Genomic DNA, 1,161 nt, shown 5'->3' with positions numbered 1-1,161 from the left:
GCTTCGCTTCGCTCGCAATGACGAAAGGAGCACCCGCGGGCCACTCATCTCGCCGCCTCCTTCGCACCGTTCACCCGGCCGCGCGCGACGTCCAAAAACACCTCCTCCAGCGTGGTGCGGTTGTAGCGGGCCATGATCGCGTCCGGCGCGTCGTCGTCCTCGATGCGGCCGCGCTTCATGATGATGACGCGGTCGCAGAGCCGCTCGACCTCGAGCATGTTGTGCGAGGCCAGGAGGATGGTGGCGTTGTTGTCCCGGCGGTAGCGTTCCAGATGCGCGCGCACCCAGTCGGCAGTATCCGGGTCGAGCGAGGCGGTCGGCTCGTCCAGGAGCAGCAGCTCGGGCTGGTTGATCAGCGCCTTCGCCAGCGCGACGCGCGTCTTCTGACCGGCCGAGAGCTTGCCGTTGGCGCGATCGATGAAATCGCCGAGGTCGAGATCCGCGGCCAGCTTCGCGATGCGGTCAGAGAGATTCTTCACTGCATAGAGCTTGCCGAACACGGTGAGGTTCTGCCGCACCGTGAGCCGCATCGGCATGTCGACATAGGGGCTCTCGAAATTCATCCGGCCCAGCACGGCCGCGCTCTCCTCGGGCATGCGATGCCCCAGCACCTGCACGCGGCCGGAGGTCGGCAGCACCAGGCCCATGATCATTGCGATGGTCGTAGTCTTGCCGGCGCCGTTGCCGCCGAGAAGGCCGGTGATGCTGCCGCACGGGAGCGAAAAGGAGATGCCGTCGACGGCGCGGGTCTGCTTGTAGACCTTGACGAGGTGATCGACCGCGATTGCCGCGGACGAGCTGCGATCCGCGACAGTCGGCCGACTTGAAGCCTTGTCATTCTCGGTCATGCTGGCCGTTCTTCTGCTATTGCAGCGAAGAGCGCAAGTCTTGTAATTCCTGGCTGGTTCCGCGAGCCCAGCGTTTGTGACCGAGAAGGCGCCGCCACATTGGCCGATATGACCGAAATTGCCGATTCCGACTTCCGCCACGCGCAGCGGCATATCCGGCTGGACACGATCCTGCGGCTGCGCTGGCTCGCGGTGCTGGGTCAGCTCGCCGCGATCTTCATCGTGGCACAGGGACTGGAGTTCGACGTCGAGATCGTCCCCTGTGTCAGCATCATCGCCCTGTCGGCGGCGCTCAATCTGGCGCTTCAGACCG

The 1,161-nt window shown here is 64.9% G+C and carries 1 protein-coding gene and 1 pseudogene; one reads left to right on the top strand and one right to left on the bottom strand.

Going from position 1 to position 1,161, the window contains the following annotated elements; all coding sequences use genetic code 11:
• Window positions 1-44: 44 nt before the first annotated feature.
• Entirely contained in the window at window positions 45-848 is an 804-nt protein-coding gene (locus IC50_RS12245) for an ABC transporter ATP-binding protein (protein WP_035704542.1), read from the bottom strand.
• A gap of 108 nt (window positions 849-956) precedes the next feature.
• Here IC50_RS12245 and IC50_RS12240 point away from each other — a divergent pair.
• Window positions 957-1,161: pseudogene (locus tag IC50_RS12240) on the top strand (sensor histidine kinase); the annotation flags it as partial.

The sequence above is a fragment of the Bradyrhizobium genomosp. I (2014) genome, assembly GCF_000261685.1.
GTDB lineage: Bacteria > Pseudomonadota > Alphaproteobacteria > Rhizobiales > Xanthobacteraceae > Bradyrhizobium.
The sequence above is the reverse complement of the archived record's forward strand: the minus strand, read 5'-3'. Positions and strand labels throughout refer to the sequence as shown.